The 14851-nt window shown below is 69.0% G+C and carries 14 protein-coding genes; 6 read left to right on the top strand and 8 right to left on the bottom strand.

Going from position 1 to position 14851, the window contains the following annotated elements; genetic code table 11:
- Window positions 1-11: 11 nt before the first annotated feature.
- Window positions 12-491, bottom strand: a complete 480-nt coding sequence (locus tag ACQUSX_RS11570; protein WP_428907066.1) for a hypothetical protein — start codon at window positions 489-491, stop codon at window positions 12-14.
- 117 nt (window positions 492-608) lie between these two features.
- Window positions 609-1577, bottom strand: coding sequence for an EamA family transporter (locus ACQUSX_RS11565; protein WP_428907065.1), 969 nt, complete (start codon window positions 1575-1577; stop codon window positions 609-611).
- Between the two features lie 38 nt (window positions 1578-1615).
- Between ACQUSX_RS11565 and ACQUSX_RS11560 the strand changes: the two genes are divergently transcribed.
- Both ACQUSX_RS11560 and ACQUSX_RS11555 read left to right on the top strand, forming a co-directional pair.
- Window positions 1616-2143: a CGNR zinc finger domain-containing protein gene (locus tag ACQUSX_RS11560; protein ID WP_428907064.1), complete on the top strand. Its 528-nt coding sequence runs from the start codon at window positions 1616-1618 to the stop codon at window positions 2141-2143.
- Entirely contained in the window at window positions 2086-3132 is a 1047-nt protein-coding gene (locus ACQUSX_RS11555; protein WP_428907063.1) for an acetylxylan esterase, read from the top strand. The genes ACQUSX_RS11560 and ACQUSX_RS11555 overlap by 58 nt, the downstream gene beginning before the upstream one ends.
- A 10-nt stretch (window positions 3133-3142) precedes the next feature.
- Here the strand turns inward: ACQUSX_RS11555 and ACQUSX_RS11550 are convergent, their stop codons facing one another.
- The 5 genes from ACQUSX_RS11550 to ACQUSX_RS11530 form a co-directional block, all read right to left on the bottom strand.
- Window positions 3143-3502 carry a VOC family protein gene (locus tag ACQUSX_RS11550; RefSeq protein WP_428907062.1) on the bottom strand — a complete coding sequence of 120 codons (360 nt, stop codon included), beginning with the start codon at window positions 3500-3502 and terminating at the stop codon, window positions 3143-3145.
- Window positions 3503-3573: 71 nt separating this feature from the next.
- Window positions 3574-4926 (bottom strand): sulfatase family protein, encoded by a 1353-nt coding sequence (locus ACQUSX_RS11545; protein WP_428907061.1) that lies wholly within the window; start codon window positions 4924-4926, stop codon window positions 3574-3576.
- Window positions 4926-5852, bottom strand: a complete 927-nt coding sequence (locus ACQUSX_RS11540; RefSeq protein ID WP_428907632.1) for a carbohydrate ABC transporter permease — start codon at window positions 5850-5852, stop codon at window positions 4926-4928. The genes ACQUSX_RS11545 and ACQUSX_RS11540 overlap by 1 nt, the downstream gene beginning before the upstream one ends.
- Before the next feature lie 15 nt (window positions 5853-5867).
- Window positions 5868-6827, bottom strand: a complete 960-nt coding sequence (locus ACQUSX_RS11535; protein WP_428907060.1) for a carbohydrate ABC transporter permease — start codon at window positions 6825-6827, stop codon at window positions 5868-5870.
- Window positions 6824-8107, bottom strand: a complete 1284-nt coding sequence (locus tag ACQUSX_RS11530) for an ABC transporter substrate-binding protein (RefSeq protein WP_428907059.1) — start codon at window positions 8105-8107, stop codon at window positions 6824-6826. The genes ACQUSX_RS11535 and ACQUSX_RS11530 overlap by 4 nt, the downstream gene beginning before the upstream one ends.
- 227 nt (window positions 8108-8334) lie before the next feature.
- Between ACQUSX_RS11530 and ACQUSX_RS11525 the strand changes: the two genes are divergently transcribed.
- The 4 genes from ACQUSX_RS11525 (at window position 8335) to ACQUSX_RS11510 (ending at window position 13372) form a co-directional block, all read left to right on the top strand.
- Window positions 8335-9462: a GntR family transcriptional regulator gene (locus tag ACQUSX_RS11525; RefSeq protein WP_428907058.1), complete on the top strand. Its 1128-nt coding sequence runs from the start codon at window positions 8335-8337 to the stop codon at window positions 9460-9462.
- A gap of 66 nt (window positions 9463-9528) precedes the next feature.
- A complete protein-coding gene (locus tag ACQUSX_RS11520) occupies window positions 9529-10530 on the top strand; it encodes a Gfo/Idh/MocA family protein (protein ID WP_428907057.1) in 1002 nt (333 codons plus the stop codon).
- Window positions 10527-11960: a sulfatase-like hydrolase/transferase gene (locus ACQUSX_RS11515; protein ID WP_428907056.1), complete on the top strand. Its 1434-nt coding sequence runs from the start codon at window positions 10527-10529 to the stop codon at window positions 11958-11960. Before ACQUSX_RS11520 ends, ACQUSX_RS11515 begins: the two co-directional genes overlap by 4 nt.
- Entirely contained in the window at window positions 11957-13372 is a 1416-nt protein-coding gene (locus ACQUSX_RS11510) for a sulfatase family protein (RefSeq protein ID WP_428907055.1), read from the top strand. Before ACQUSX_RS11515 ends, ACQUSX_RS11510 begins: the two co-directional genes overlap by 4 nt.
- On the opposite strand, the gene ACQUSX_RS11505 is transcribed toward ACQUSX_RS11510, so the two are convergent.
- Window positions 13362-14756 (bottom strand): sulfatase family protein, encoded by a 1395-nt coding sequence (locus ACQUSX_RS11505; RefSeq protein WP_428907054.1) that lies wholly within the window; start codon window positions 14754-14756, stop codon window positions 13362-13364. The genes ACQUSX_RS11510 and ACQUSX_RS11505 overlap by 11 nt on opposite strands.
- Window positions 14757-14851 lie beyond the last annotated feature (95 nt).

Below are 14851 nucleotides of genomic sequence, written 5' to 3'. Positions count from 1 at the left end.
TGATTCGACGATCACACCCGGACGGCCACGGTCGCCTCTCCGGGACCACCGCACTCCTCGCTGCCGCCGACGCGGACCCAATCCGGTGCGGCCTCGACCTCGGTCCGGATCGTCCCGTCCGCCGACAGCACACGCACCGTGAACGCATCCGGTGTGCTCATGCCGGTGGTGAAAGTCCACCTGTCACCGCTGCTGCTCTGCGAGGGCGGGGCGACCTGCGTCAGTTCATCGGGCACCGCACCGCCTTCTGCGGGCACGCAGAGATCATCGACGCAGAGCTGCACCTCTGCGACCTCCGAAACATCTCCCTCGAGCTCGATGGTCAGTTCGTTGATCCAGCCGATCGCAGGACACGCGACATACACCGGGGCACAGGCGGTGAGCGCGAAGCCGAGCGACAGCGAAACGCCGGCGGTGAAGATCGCGCGCCTGCCCGCACTCCGGGCGCGTCGTGCGACTGCGCTGCGCGGATCGTGAATCGGGGAGTCCATGCGGCCATTCTGCCCGCAAGCCAGGGTCGGACGCCCGAGGGAAGGAGCCGAATGCCGGTCATGCGACCCTCATGACCGGCATTCGGCTCCCCGGCACCGCCGGCCGAGCGCCGCCGGTCAGACCACGGACTCCGGCATCGGCTCGACGAGTTCCCGGGTCGTAGGCTCGCCGAGCTTGACCAGCACGACGCCGGCGAGCACCAGCGCTCCCCCGATGAGCTGCACTGCTCCCGGAAGCTGGCCCAGCAGCATCCACCCGAACAGCATCGCGGCGATCACCTCGGCGAGCGCGACGAACGAGGCCAGGCGCGAGCCCAGCATCCGTGTCGAGGCGATGCCGAGCACGTACGCGAGTGCAGTGGCGAGCACGCCGACCGCGATGACGGGCACGAACCACGGCACGGTCACGACGCGGTACGTGACGTCGTGGGTGTTCCAGTTCATCGGCAGCACCCCGATGAGTCCCGCGACGGTGAGGCCGACCGCGCCGAGCAGCAGACCGCAGCCGGCGAGTGCGATCGGCGGCAGGCCCGTGTCTCCGCGACCGGAGAGCACGAAGTAGGTTGCCGCGCCCACCATGGCCCCGAGCGCCCAGAGGATTCCGCCGCCGTCGATGCGCGCCCCGGTGAGCACGTCGAGCATGAGCACGAGTCCCACGAAGGCGACTGCGGCCCCGAGGATGCTGCGTCTGCTCGGCCGCTCGCCGCGTCGGATCCAGAACCACAGCACGACCGCGACGGGCGCGGTGTATTCGATGAGCAGCGCGATGCCGACGTCCATCACCGCGACCGCCTGGAAGTAGAACAGCTGCGTGGCCGTGACGGCGAGCAGACCGTAGGTGACGACCATGCCGGCGTTCTTCCTGACCAGAGCCCACCGACCGCGAAGCGACAGCACGGTGGGCACGAGCAGGACGAGAGCCGCGACCCAGATGCGCGCGGTGACGGCGGCCCCCGGCGTCCAGCCGGCATCGATCAGGCCACGCGCCAGCGCACCGGACATGCCGAAGGCGAACGCGGCCCCGATGGCGACGAGCAATCCGGCGCTGACGCCCCCGCGTCGCACGTCACTGGCAAAGGTGGTCATGAGCAATGACGCTACGCCTGGAGGTGTAAGGTGTCAACATGCTGTTCACCGATGACACCGACGAAGCTCTCCGGGCGGCCGTCGACCTGGTGAACTCCGCTGAGCCGCCGGAGTCTCTCGTACTCGAGGAGTTCCTCGCACGGCATCCGTACACCGGGCGCATCGACCGCGACGAGGCGGAGTTGAGCGCGCTGCGCGAGCTGCGCCCTCGCCTGCGCGAGCTGCTGCTGGCACGGCGCGACGACATGGCAGCCGGCGTCAACGGCGCCCTCGCCGATGTCGATCTCACGCCGAGGCTCACGCGTCACGACGGTGCCGACTGGCACCTGCACGCGGTGGCCGACGACCACCCGCTGCCCGAACGGATCCTCATCGAGACCGCCATGGCCCTCATCGACGTCATCCGCGCCGATGAGGGCAGTCGGATCACGGTCTGCGACGATGCGGAGTGCCAGGCGATCGCACTGGACCTCTCGCGCAACCGCTCCAAGCGATACTGCTCGACGGCATGCGCGAACCGCAACGCCGTGGCCGCGTATCGGGCGAGACGCGGCGCGGGCGCATGATCCCGGCATCCGATTCACCGCCGTTCGAAACGTGGTTTCCGGAGGCCGCGTTCGCCGGAAGCCTCGGGCACACCCTCGGCACGCTGCTGGCCATCGAGCCCGTCCCAGCGCCGAACGGATTCGCATCGCAGTGGCGGCGCTGGCGTGAGGACGCACGACAGGTGGACGCTGCGCCGCGCGTGCTCTCGTCACAGCAGCGCGGACGTCGAAGCGTGTCCCTGATCGAGCTCTCCGGCGCCGACGGTGTGCGCCTGCGCGCCTGGTACGTCGCGCCGGCCGGTGTCGAGCCCCGGGTCGGCATCGTGCACAGCCATGGCTACGGCGGGCGCGATCGCGTGGAGTTCGGCCGCGTCCCGGCGGATGCTGCCGCGATCTTCCCGGTCGCTCGCGGGCTCGGGTCGCTGAATCGCGGGATCGGGGCACCGGAGCCGGTGCAGGAGCATGTCATCGCCGACCTGGCAGATCCCGACAGGTGCGTCATCGGACTCTGCGCGCGCGATCTGTGGCTCGCGGCCGATGCGCTGGTGGCGCTGGCGGGCGATGTTCCGCTCTACTACGTGGGCGAGAGCTTCGGCGGAGGCATCGGCGCGCTGGCCGCGCCGTGGGATGACCGGTACATCGGTGCGACGCTGGTGGTTCCGACCTTCGGGCAGTACGACGAGAGGCTGGCGGTGCCGTGCCTGGGCAGCGGCGAGCACCAGCGGACGCACGTGCGGCAGCATCCCGAGGCCCGCGAGCAGCTGCGGCTGTTCGACGCGTCGACGTCTGCGGGCTTCTTCACGATTCCGGTGCGGGTCGAGGCGGCGCTGTGGGATCAGTACGTGCCGCCGCAGGGTCAGTTCGCCGTCGCGAACGCCGTTCCCGACGAGCTGCTCGAGCTCGCGGTGCTGCCCGCCGGGCATGCCGAGTATCCGGGGTTGGCGCGCGTCGTCACCGAGGCCCGCCGCGCGGGCCTGGCTCACCTCGAGCGCGCGCTCGCCTCGCTCTGAGCGGATGCTGTCAGCCGACGACCCCCTCGAACAGGCCGATGTGGTTGCCGTCGGGATCGATGATCACCGCCCAGGCGCTCGTCTCGGTGATCGGCGCGCGCTCCATCGCGACCGATCCGCCGGCCTCCTTGGCGGCCGCGATCGTCTCGTCGATCGAGTCGACTTCCACGTATGAGCGCGGCTGGGTGAACCCGTCGTCGCGCGGCGCAAGCCCTCCTCCGGAGATCCCGTTCGGCGCCTGCCACATGGGGTATCCCTCGAAGCCGGGCATCTCCGCGATCTTCCAGCCGAACAGGCCGGAGTAGAAGCTCGTCGCTCTGGCCATATCGCCCACCGGGATGTCGATGTGCGTGATGTCGCCGTGTGCCATTTCTCATCCTCTCGTCGGCCGACGCGGCCAAGTCTGCGCCCCGAAAGCGCCGAGGGCAAGAGGCACCGACCTCAGTACGGCACGGCGAAGATCTCGTCGTGCACGGCGCCGGGTGTGCCGGCCGGCAGCGGCACGAGCTTGAGGAAGTCCCGGTCATCGGTCTGCCGGCACCAGTCCAGCAGCGCGGCGCGCATCTCGTCGCGCACCGGGTCGAAGGCCGACTCGACAGCGAGATTGCGCTGCTCACCCGGATCGGCACGCAGATCGTGCAGCTGCTCGCGGTGACGCCCCCAGCTGTAGACCGTGTACTTGTACCGGCCCCGGTACAGGGCGCGCCCGCGGGTGAGGGGTGGGTCGGCGCGTTCGAACCGGGTCTCGACGGCGATCACGCGGTCGGATGCGGGTGGCTCGCCTGCGCCGAGCGGCAGCTGGATGCCCCGCAGCCCGTCCGGCGTCGTGGCACCGGCGGTCGCCAGCAGCGTGGGCATCAGGTCGAGGCCGACGGATGCGAGTTCGTGGCGTGTTCCGGCCGCGACACCGGGACCCCGTGCGATGAGCGGCACGCGCACGCACTCCTCGAACAGCGCGGTCTTCTGATTCCATCGATGCGACGCATCTCCGTCGCCGTGGTCGCTCGTGAACACGACGAGCGTCGAGTCCGTCAGTCCGGCTTCGTCGAGTGCGTCGAGCAGACGACCGAGGTACGCATCGGCGCGCTCGACCAGGCGCCGGTACGCGGCACGATACGAGCGCCAGTCGTCGTGGGTGTAGTCGTCAGTGCCGTACACCTGCTGCGCCGCACGCTTCTCGAACCGCACAGCCTCTGGTTCGAACGGCGCAGGCTCGAAGTTCGCCGGCAGCGGCGGCGCGTCGCGCGGATCACCCGGGTCGACGTCGCCGTACGGCATCGGCTGCCGGCGCGCGTACTCGCAGATGGTGTGCGGGTCGTCGAAGGATGCCACCAGCAGGAACGGCTGGGCGGCGTCCGCCCGCGCGCTCAGCCACTCGGCGCAGGCATCCGCCAGCCCTCTGTCGCCGAACGGGCGCAGCACGTCGAATCCGGCATCCGGGGGTGCGCTGGCCTGCGTCGCGTGCCACTTGCCTGCGTACGCGCACTCGTAGCCCGCGGCTGTCAGCAGGTGTCCCAGGCTGTCGGCGCGTGCTCCCGGTTCGGGCGATGCTGCGCCACCGGGTCGATTGCCGCCGATGCCGACCTCGTGGGGCATCCGCCCGGTCAGCATCGAGGCCCGCGAGGGCACGCACAGCGGGAACGTGACGTATGCGCGGACGAACTCCGCGCCCTCGCGACGCAGCCTGTCCAGGTGCGGGGTGTCGAGCCAGCCCTCGTCGCGGTCGATGACGTGCGCGCCGAGCTGGTCGGCCATCACCACGAGCAGGTTCGGCCGCTCCCCCGCGCCCGGCACTACTTGCCCATTCCCAGTGTGAGACCCTCGGTGAGACGGCGCCCGAGCCACAGATAGATCGCCAGCATCGGCAGCACCACGATGCACAGGCCGGCGAACAGTCCGCCCCAATCGGCTCCCGAGTACGTCTGCTGCTGGATGAACGAGATCAGCGCGACCGGCAGGGTGTACTTCTCGGTGGACTGCAGCAGTGTCAGCGCGAGCAGCGTCTCGTTCCAGTGCGAGATGACCTGCAGCACGAATGCGGTGAGGATGCCGCCCTTGGCCAGCGGCAGGGTGATGCGCCAGAAAGTTCCGAACGCGGTCGTGCCGTCGAGCGCGGCCGCCTCTTCCATCTCCAGTGGCAGCGATCGGAAGAACGCCGTCAGCAGGAACACGGTGAACGGCATGGAGACGCCGATGTACACCAGGTTCAATCCGATCAGGCTGTCGGTGAGATACACCTCGTTGAGCATCACGAACAGCGGGATGACGATCACCTGCGCCGGGATGCCCAGGCCGAGCACGAAGTACATCGTCAGAGAGCTCGTCAAGCGGTTCTCCACACGACTGAGGTAATAGGCCGCCGGTGCGGCGAGCGCCACGGTGAGGAAGGACGACACCACGGTGGTGACGACGCTGTTCATCGTCGCGGTCGCGAAGTCGCCGACGGTCCACGCGGTGACGAAGTTGACCGGGTCCAGCGAGGTCGGCAGCCCCCACGGATCGGCGAGGATCGAGCGGGTGTCGCGGAACGCCTGGATGACCATCCACACCATCCACGCCACGTTGAGCACGACGAACGTCCACAGCAGCACGAGGCCGATGCCGCGCACGAGACTGCGGTCACGGCCGATCGCCGCCCGGCGAGGGCGCGGTCGCCGCCGCTGAGGCGGGACGATCATCGTGCGGGTGGTGACGTCGGTGACGGGAGGCAGGTCGGTCATGGTCACGGTCTTCTCCTAGAACTCGATCGCTTCGCGCTTCATCACGCGACGCAGCAGCAGCACCAGCACGGACACGAGCGCGAGCGACAGCACGGCCGATGCGGACGCCGCACCGTACGCCGGCACGGACTCACCCGAGAACGCGGTGACATAGGTGTACACCGCGGTGGTCCAGGTCTGCGTAGGCGGCATCCCCGCGCCGGTCGAACCTCCGAAGATCCAGATGATCTCGAAGATCTTCACCGACGAGATGGTCCACAGCACCGCGCAGGTGCCGAACACATCCCAGGTGAGCGGCAGGATGACGTAGCGCAGGCGCTGCCAGGCGTTCGCGCCGGCGAGCGCGCAGTCCTCGTAGTAGTACGGCGGGATGCGGTCGACGCCGGCCATGAGGATGGTGGTGAAGTACCCGGTGGTGATCCAGGTCATCATGACCATGATCAGCGGAAACAGGTTGTCCTGGGCGAGCCAGGCGGGGGGATCCGTGACGCCGAACGCTCCGAGCAGTGTGTTGACGAGGCCGCCGGGGTTGAAGATGAAGCCGGCCAGCACCCCGAAGATCATGGCATTCACCAGGTGGGGGAAGAAGATCACCGAGCGGGCGATCTTCTTGCCGGTCATGTCGCGCAGCACCAGGGTCAGGGCGAACGCGATCACGAAGATCGCCAGCCCCACGACGAACAGCAGCAGCAGGGTGTTGCCGAACGATCGCAGGAACAGCTTGTCGGAGAACAGTCGCACGTAGTTGCCGACGCCGACGAACTCCATCGGGCCGGCACCGGCCCACTTGTTGAAGCTGATCCAGATGGCGTAGATCGATGGCACGACGAACAGGATCGTGTACAGCACGAACGCCGGACCGACGAAGGGCACGAACAGGCGGCGACGCGCCTGATCGATCGTGCTGCCCCCGCCCCGCCGCCGACGAGCGGCGGCGGGGCGGGCGGTGGCGGGCGCCAGGGCGACGTCGGTCACGAGTTCTGCTCCCAGTAGTCGATCTGCCCCGACTTCATCGTGTCGACGAAGGTCTGCGCGTCGGTCTTGCCGAGCACCAGATCGCTGAGCGCGGGCCAGAGCAGCTTCTCGTTGTATCCCGGGAAGCTGATGCCGTCGTTCTGCATGTAGTACGAGTCGGCCGCATCCAGCGCATCCTTGATCGTCGACATCTCGTCGCTGACGGCGGCGTCGGCCCGGATCGGGATGATCTTCGCGTCGGTGCCGAGCGCGTCCTGGTACTTCTTCTCGAGGAAGAACGCGGCGAACTTCTGTGCGTTGTCGGAGTTCTTCGCGCGGGCCGGGACGGCGAACCCGACGAAGTCGGCGCGTGCGCTGTCGCCGAGCCCCGGGAGCGGGAAGGACGAGTACTCGAAGCCGTCGGCGGCGTAAGGACCGGTCTCGGTCGGGATCCAGGTGCCGTTGAACAGCATCGCCGCCTGGTTGTCGGCCCACGCCTGCTGCTGCGCCGGCCACTTGCTGGCGTTGTACCCGTCGATGAAGTAGTCGCCCTCGACGAGCTCCTCGATCATCTGCGCGGCCTCGAGCGTCTCGGGGTCGTCCCAGGCCTCACCGGTCTTGTCGGCGGCCATCTCGCGCAGCGAGCCCGGCCCCGCCAGACCCACCATCGCCGAGGTGTACCAGTACGCATTGTATCCGGCGACATCGCCGTCGATCGCGATGGGCGTGTCACCGGCGGCCTTCATCTCATCCATGGCCGCGAGGAACTGATCCCAGTCCTGCGGTGGGCTCTCGACGAGCTCGGGATGCTCGGCGGCGTTGAACCAGACCGCATCACCGGTGAGCGAGTACGGCAGCATCCACGGCGCATCGTCGCCCTCGACGGTGAGCACGTCGTCGCGCAGATAGGCCTCCGGAACGAGCGACGACACCTTCTCTCCGGCGACGTCCGCGGCGTAGGCCTCGGCGAGCGGCTTCGCCTGGCCGGTCTCGGCGAGGATGGGCGCGAGCTTGGCGAAGGAGCCGTCGACGATGTCGGGCACCTTGTTGGTGTTCAGCGTGGGGACCGTCTTCTTGATGTTGTCGCGGCCCTGCCACTGCACGTTCACCTCGATGCCGGTCTGCTCCTCGAAGTCGGCGATGGCGTCGGCGACGACCTTCTGCTGCGCCTCGCCCTCCTTCCACATCGACCAGTACGTGAGCTCCTTCGAGTCGCCGGCATCGCCCGATGCCGACGCACAGCCGGTGAGAGCGAGCGCGCCGACGAGTGCGGCGGCGGACAGGGTGCGGATCTTCGCCATCGGGATTTCCTTCCATCTGTGAGGCGTCTTCGCCTTCGTCGGACGACTCTCACCCCCAGCGACCAGAGCATTCAAGGAGTAATCCTAAATTCGTTACCTCTTCGAGTTCCCGTGCCGCGGACATGAAGAGATGACTTTGGCAATTCCACGAGATGAATCGACGAATACGTCTTTATTCCTCTCTTTCAAGACAGCAGAATCAAAGGAAGTACGACGGAGGTGGGGTCATGGCGTCACAGCGCAGCGCAGCCGTGCGCGATGCGGAGGCACGCGGGCTGAAGTTCGAGGTCCTGGCGGATCAGCTGCGCAGGGGCATTCTGGCCGGCACCTGGACCGCAGGGCAGAAGCTGCCCACCGAACAGGAGCTGTCAAAGGAGACCGGCCTGTCGCTGACCACGGTGCGCCGCGCGTTCGACGAACTCGTCGCCGAGCGCATCGTCGTGCGGCGGCAGGGCGCAGGCAGCTTCGTCGCACACGACCGTCCCCGCGAGGAGCGCGCGCGGCGTCGCATCGGCGTCCTGCTCCCCGACACCCAGCTGTACTACCCGCGCGTGCTGCAGGGGATCGACGAGTCGCTCTCGGCGGCAGGCGCTTCGCTTCAGCTGGCCACGTACCGGTACCAGCCCGAGCGCGAGGACGAAGCGATCGCATCGCTGCTCGACGCCGGCGTCGATGGACTTCTGCTCGCTCCCACGCTCACCGGCGTCCCCGATCCGACCGCTCGTGTGCAGCAGCTGATGGCGCTGCCCGTCCCCGTCGTCCTCGTAGAGCGCAGCCTGCACGGCACGGGCCCGGCCGACGTCACCGAACACGTCTGCTCCGACCACGCCGGGGGCGCCTACGACGCGGTCGCGCACCTCGCCCGTCTCGGGCATCGCCGCATCGCGCTGCTGACCCGCTCCCGCACGGTCACCGAGTACGGCGTCGTGCACGGTTACCAGCAGGCGGTCGCCGATCTCGGTCTGCCCGACGATCTGCGGTTCTCGCAGGCCAAGAGCGAGTGGGAGGCCGATTCGGCCGAATCGGCCTACCGGCGGCTCCGCGACTTCCAGGCGACTGCGGCGCTGGTCTTCGGTGACCGCGAGGCGGCGATGCTCGAGGGCGCCGCCCGACGCAATGGCGTCCGCGTGCCGGATGACATCGCACTGGTCTCGTACGACGACGAGTTCGCCGATCTCGCAGAGGTGCCCCTCACGGCGGTCGCACCCCCGAAGTACCGGATCGGCCGGATGGCGGCCGATGTCATGCTCCGCCGACTGATCGAAGGCGATGAGTGTCCTCTGCATCAGATCCGGCTGCGCCCGCGCATCGTGGTGCGCCGCTCGTGCGGAGCGACAGCGTTCGAACCGGCATGAGACGCCGGCCGTAGGCGCAGACGCCTGCGAGCACTCACCACCAGCATCCGTCGAAGAGGAGAACACGTGCGCATCGGATTGATCGGAGCGGGCGCCGTCGCGCCGTTCCACATCGCGGCGGCTGCCGAGAACGAAGGCCTGCATCTCACAGCCGTCTGCGACACCGATGCGGACGCGGCCGCCCGCGCAGCGGCGCAGGGCAGGAATCCCGCCGTCTTCACCGATCACCGCGCGATGCTGGATGCCGGAATCGTGGATGCCGTCATCGTGAACACCCCCCATTCCACTCACCTGCCGATCGGGACCGACGCCGCCTCTGCCGGGGTCCATGTGCTCGTGGAGAAGCCGATGGCCAACAGTCCCGAGGACTGCGACCGGCTCATCGCCGCATGCCGCGAAGGCGGCGTCGCGCTGGCCGTGGGGCACATTCAGCACTACCTGCCCGAGAAGATCGCCGCGCAGCAGGTGCTGGCCGGCGGAGAGCTCGGAACCGTGCAGATGATCCGCGACAACCGCAGCACCGACTACCGACCGGGAACGCGCTCGCCCTGGTTCTTCTCCCCCGCGATCGCCGGCGGGGGCGCGCTGATGAACATCGGCGGGCACTGCCTGGACCGATCGCTCTGGTTCGGCGGCGGCCGGGCCGTCGAGATGCTCGCGACGACCGTGAACCGGTTCGGCTCGGCCGTCGAGACCGACGGGGCGATGCTCCTGCGCCTCGACAGCGGTGCGGGCGTGAGCATCGCCGTGGTCAGCGATCCGGCCACGCGCGCAGACCAGATGACCGTCGTCTGCGACGGCGGAGTGATCGAGGTCGACCCTCGTCATGGGACGACCGTCCATGCCGATGGGCGTTCGCGACTCGTGCACAGGACGCGAGCCGATGACATCCAGCGCGCGTTCACCGCGCAGCTGGCCGACTTCGCAGCCGTCGTCGGCGGCGCCGAGCCCACCGTGCCGCTCGCGCATGCCCGCCACGTCGTCGAGCTGGTGCACGCCGCGTACCGCTCCGCGGCGGAGGGCGGTGCCGTGTCGCTGGCGAATGCGCACGCGGATGCGATCGCATGACCCGCCGGCCGAATGTCGTGCTCATCGTCAGCGACGATCAGGGCCCCTGGGCGCTGGGCGCGGCGGGCAATCATGAGATCCGCACACCTGTCCTCGACGATCTCGCCGCTCGCGGTGTGCGGTTCGAGCGCTTCTTCTGCGCCTCCCCGGTGTGCTCGCCCGCCCGCGCGAGCATGCTGACCGGCCGGATCCCCTCCTCGCACGGCGTGCACGACTACCTCGACGGCGCGCACGTCGGCACAGCCAGTCGTGATCATCTGGCCGATCAGCCGACGCTGACCGATGCGCTGGCGAATGCCGGCTATCGGCTCGGCCTGTCGGGCAAGTGGCACCTCGGCGCCAGCGACGTGCCGCGCCCCGGCTTCGTGCACTGGTACGCACTGGAGGGCGGCGGCAGTCCGTATCGGGATGCTGTGATGTACCGCGGGGATGCCCCGGAGCACGTGACCGATTACCTCACAGAGGTCATCGCAGACGATGCGATCTCGTTCATCGACGCCGAGCAGCAGCACGAGACGCCGTTCTTCCTCGCACTGAACTTCACGGCTCCGCACAAGCCGTTCGCCGGCCAGCATCCCGAGGAGTACACCGCGCTGTACCGGGACTGCGCCTTCGAGACGTGCCCGCAGGAGCAGGCGCACCCGTGGCTGCAGACACTCGACGCCGCCCCGATCGGCGGCGAGGCCGACACCCGCGAGGCGCTCATCGGCTACTTCGCCGCCGTGACCGCGATGGATGCCGCGATCGGACGCGTGCTCGATCGGCTGCGCGCGCACGACATCGAAGACGAGACGGTCGTGGTCTTCGTCAGCGACAACGGGTTCAGCTGCGGTCAGCACGGCTTCTGGGGCAAGGGCAACGGCACGTTCCCGATGAACATGTACGACGAATCGGTGATGGTGCCGTTCATCATCACCGCGCCCGGTCGCCTGCCGGCCGGAGAGGTGCGCGCCGATCTGGTCAGCGCATACGACCTGCCGGCGACCCTGCTCGAGCTGCTCGACCTGGATCACCGCCCCTTCGAGAGCGGTCCGGGGCGCAGCTTCGCCGGTGTACTACGCGGCGACGCGTCGCCGGACGTCGGACACGCGGAGCAGCCGGAGCGTCCAGTGGTGGTGCACAGCGAGTACGGGCCGGTGCGAATGATCCGCACCGCCGACCGGAAGTACGTGCATCGGCATCCGCACGGCCCGCACGAGTTCTACGACCTCGCCGAGGATCCGGGCGAGCGGCTGAATCTCGTCGACGATCCGGCCCGCGCAGGCGAAGTGGCGCGATTGCGCCATATGCTTCACGAGTGGTTCGTGCGGCACACCGCCGCACACGCCGACGGTCAGGGCCTGCCCGTGCTCGGCGCCGGACAGATACGCCCTCTCGACGACGATCCCCTCGGTGCCTTCGCGTCGCCCGGATGGGATGGAGCCCCATGAACCGCCCCAACATCCTGCTCATCGTCTCGGACGACCACGGCTACGCCGATCGCTCCACCCACGGCACGGCAGGGGTGCGCACGCCTGCGCTCGATCGCCTCGCCGCGGAGGGCGCGACCTGCACGGACGCCTACGTCACCGCGCCCATCTGCTCGCCGTCACGCGCCGGCATGATCACCGGCCAGTACCAGCAGCGCTGGGGCGGCCTGTGGTTCGATTCGGCTCACATCGGCACCGCCCCGACGATGGCCGAGCAGCTGCGCACCGCGGGCTACGCCACCGGGTACTTCGGCAAGGTGCACTACGGCGACGAGACACCCGCCGACCGCGGTGCCCCACCGCATCATGGCTTCGACGAGTCGTTCTACGGACTTGCCGGGCAGTCGATGGGCCGGCTGCACTACCTGCATCACACCGAGCAGGCTGTCGCCGAGTACGGCGAGGCGGCCGAGGCCATGGGCGTGCAGCCGTTCTGGGCGGGCGAGGAGCCTGCGCCGTTCGACGGCTTCACCACCGACGAGATCGCCGACCGAGCCATCGACTTCATGCAGCGACACGGCGTCGGCGAGAAGCAGGGCGAGCAGCCGTTCTTCGCGATGGTCGCCTTCAACGCCGTGCACAACTTCGCCTGGCAGCTGCCCGAGGACGAGCGCGAGGCCCGCGGCCTGCCGCCGTTCGAGGACTGGCATCCGGGAGCGTCCGAGTACCTCGACTGGTACGACGGGGCGATCAGCCCGAACCTCCCCGACGGGCGCGCCTACTACCTCGCCCAGCTCGAGTTGATGGACCGGGCGATCGGGCGCCTGCTCGACACGCTGGATGCCGGCGGCGCAGCATCCGACACCATCGTCGTGTACTTGACCGACAACGGCGGGTCACGGTGCAACTACGGCGACAACGGCGAGCTCCGCGGCACCAAGTACACCCTCTGGGAGGGCGGGATACGGGTGCCGTTCCTGGTGCGCTGGCCGGGCGTGACCGCAGCCGGCAGCACGGTTGCAGAGCCGGTGAGCGCGCTCGATCTCGCCGCCACTTTCACGGCCGCCGCGGGAGCGGGCGACGGCGAGCACGACGGGATCGACCTGCGTGCCGTTCTCAGCGCGGCAGGGGACGCCGACACGGCGTCCGCCTCGCGAGAGCTGCACTGGGACTGCGGCTGGCAGTGGGCGATGCGCCGCGGCGACTGGAAGCTGCTCTGGGTCGACGCTGACGACCCGACGGCCGCCTACGTGCGCGATGTGGAGCACACGGCGACCGGTGACGGCCTGATCCTCACCGATCTCTCCGGCGATCCCGGTGAACGCGACAATCTCGCCGCGCGTCGCCCGCGACTGGTCGAGCAGCTCATCCAGGCGCACGCGAGATGGCGCGAGGAGGTCGGCCTGCCGGCCGATCCCTCGCTCAGCCGCTGACCTGCGCCGGGTAGGCGGCGAGCGCGGCCGCACCCTCCCAGCTGTCGGCGGCCTCGTCGAGCTCAGACAGCAGCCGGGCGCACAGAGCGGCGGTGCGCGGATCGGACGGCCGGCTGATCAGCTCGAAGGGGTCGTCCACGAGGCCGAAGAATCGCACCTCCAGACCGGATGTGGGATGCCAGGTCGCGACGACCTTCGCCTCGGCGGTCCGAAGCCCCCGCGCGCTGCTCGGGTCGGACCGCGACGCGTACCGGGTGTACAGCGTGGCGTCGTCGGCCGGCGTGTGCTCCGCTTCGCCGCGCAGCGCCGCCGAGCGGTCTCGCCCGGCGATCCGCACATCGGACGGAGAGACGCCGGCGAGCCCGAGGATGGTGGGCGCGAAGTCGAGCGAGTCGATGATCACACCCGTCTCACCGGCGGGGATCATGCCGGGCGCGTGTACGATCAGCGGCAGCCGCATCGATTCCTCATAGGCGACGTTCTTGTACATCAGCTCGTGACTGCCCAGCTGCATCCCATGGTCTGATGTGAACAGGATCACGGTCGGGCGCCCGCCGTCGAGCTCCGCCACCGCCGCCGCCAGCCGGCCCACCTGCTCATCGACGCCGGTCACCGCGGCGAAGTAGTCCCGGGCGATCGCAGCCGCCTCGACGGCGACATCGCTGCCGTGCCGCACATTCGGCCGGTTCAGCAGCGTCCGCTCGTCGAGGTCGGCGTATCGCGTGCGATAGCGGTCGGGCACCTGATCGAACGGCTGATGCGGTGGATTGAGCGAGAGCATCAGCGCGAACGGCTCGTCGCCGGCATCTTCGAGAAATCGGATCGCGACGTCGGTCTCGTGCTCGGCCGACCACTGCTCGACGTCCACGCGCTCGTGACGAGCGGCGGCGGTGCTCCAGTAATGCGGTGCGAGATGCCGATCCGAGGCGCCGTGCGAATACCAGAAGTCGAATCCGAAGCGGCGCTCGGGCGGCGACCAGGCATCCCACACCTTGCCGTCTTCGCGGCGCCCCTCACCATGCTGCTCATCGTCGGCCACCGGCGGCTCCAGATGCCACTTGCCGATGTAGCCGGTGCGCCATCCCTGATCGCGCAACGCGCTCGCCCAGGTGGGCAGCCCGTCACGCAGACCGACGCCGTCCGCCGCCGTCTCGGAGTTCACATTGAGCGTGACTCCGTTGACCTGCGGCGGCATGCCGGTGAGGAACATCGCCCTGTGCGGGCTGCACACCGGGTAGCTGCTGACGGCCTGCCGCGCCACGCAGCCCTCGGTGGCGAGACGGTCGAGGTGCGGCGTGTGCACCGGGTCTTCACCGAGCACACCGAGCGAGGCGGCGCGGAACTGATCGGCCATGACGACGAGGATGTTCGGGCGGTGCGGCATTGCGGCTCCTGAGATCGGGGTCTCAGCAAGTCAACCCGGCGCTGACAGGAGGATTCAACGCCCATTCCCACGCGCCGGCTCGCGCCGCCTGCACG

The sequence above is a fragment of the Microbacterium alcoholitolerans genome (genome assembly GCF_050408615.1).
Lineage (GTDB): Bacteria > Actinomycetota > Actinomycetes > Actinomycetales > Microbacteriaceae > Microbacterium.
Note: the sequence above shows the minus strand (reverse complement) of the source record. Positions and strands in the feature narration are given on the sequence as shown.

Excerpts from the sequence above, each read along its gene's own strand:
- ACQUSX_RS11505 (WP_428907054.1), bottom strand. The coding sequence starts at position 14,756 with ATGCCGCACCGCCCGAACATCCTCGTCGTCATGGCCGATCAGTTCCGC.
- ACQUSX_RS11550 (WP_428907062.1), bottom strand. The coding sequence starts at position 3,502 with ATGGCACACGGCGACATCACGCACATCGACATCCCGGTGGGCGATATG.
- ACQUSX_RS11570 (WP_428907066.1), bottom strand. The coding sequence starts at position 491 with ATGGACTCCCCGATTCACGATCCGCGCAGCGCAGTCGCACGACGCGCC.
- ACQUSX_RS11565 (WP_428907065.1), bottom strand. The coding sequence starts at position 1,577 with ATGACCACCTTTGCCAGTGACGTGCGACGCGGGGGCGTCAGCGCCGGA.
- ACQUSX_RS11530 (WP_428907059.1), bottom strand. The coding sequence starts at position 8,107 with ATGGCGAAGATCCGCACCCTGTCCGCCGCCGCACTCGTCGGCGCGCTC.
- ACQUSX_RS11510 (WP_428907055.1), top strand. The coding sequence starts at position 11,957 with ATGAACCGCCCCAACATCCTGCTCATCGTCTCGGACGACCACGGCTAC.
- ACQUSX_RS11515 (WP_428907056.1), top strand. The coding sequence starts at position 10,527 with ATGACCCGCCGGCCGAATGTCGTGCTCATCGTCAGCGACGATCAGGGC.
- ACQUSX_RS11540 (WP_428907632.1), bottom strand. The coding sequence starts at position 5,852 with ATGACCGACCTGCCTCCCGTCACCGACGTCACCACCCGCACGATGATC.
- ACQUSX_RS11560 (WP_428907064.1), top strand. The coding sequence starts at position 1,616 with ATGCTGTTCACCGATGACACCGACGAAGCTCTCCGGGCGGCCGTCGAC.
- ACQUSX_RS11555 (WP_428907063.1), top strand. The coding sequence starts at position 2,086 with ATGCGCGAACCGCAACGCCGTGGCCGCGTATCGGGCGAGACGCGGCGC.
- ACQUSX_RS11525 (WP_428907058.1), top strand. The coding sequence starts at position 8,335 with ATGGCGTCACAGCGCAGCGCAGCCGTGCGCGATGCGGAGGCACGCGGG.